Consider the following 212-nt stretch of genomic DNA (forward strand, 5'->3'; position numbering starts at 1 on the left):
GCAATGAAACTCCGAGAGGAGTTTGCTTGCGTCCGCACTTTTAAGAAAGTATCAAATTTTGCTTTTTATTGAGTATGATAAAAAAGCAAGAAAGGGCTGAAACAAATGTTTCAACCCTCTCACTTAGACTGCCACCACCGAGAATCGAACTCGGAACGGAGCATTACCATTGCTCTATTATACCATTTAACTACAGCGGCTACCTATTTATA

At 39.6% G+C, this 212-nt stretch carries 1 tRNA gene; it reads right to left on the reverse strand.

The window, feature by feature from the left end:
• Nucleotides 1-129: 129 nt before the first annotated feature.
• Nucleotides 130-200, reverse strand: a tRNA-Thr gene (locus tag FH871_RS34815).
• Nucleotides 201-212 lie beyond the last annotated feature (12 nt).

Source organism: Larkinella sp. C7 (genome assembly GCF_006149005.1).
In the GTDB taxonomy this organism is placed as follows: Bacteria; Bacteroidota; Bacteroidia; order Cytophagales; family Spirosomataceae; genus Larkinella.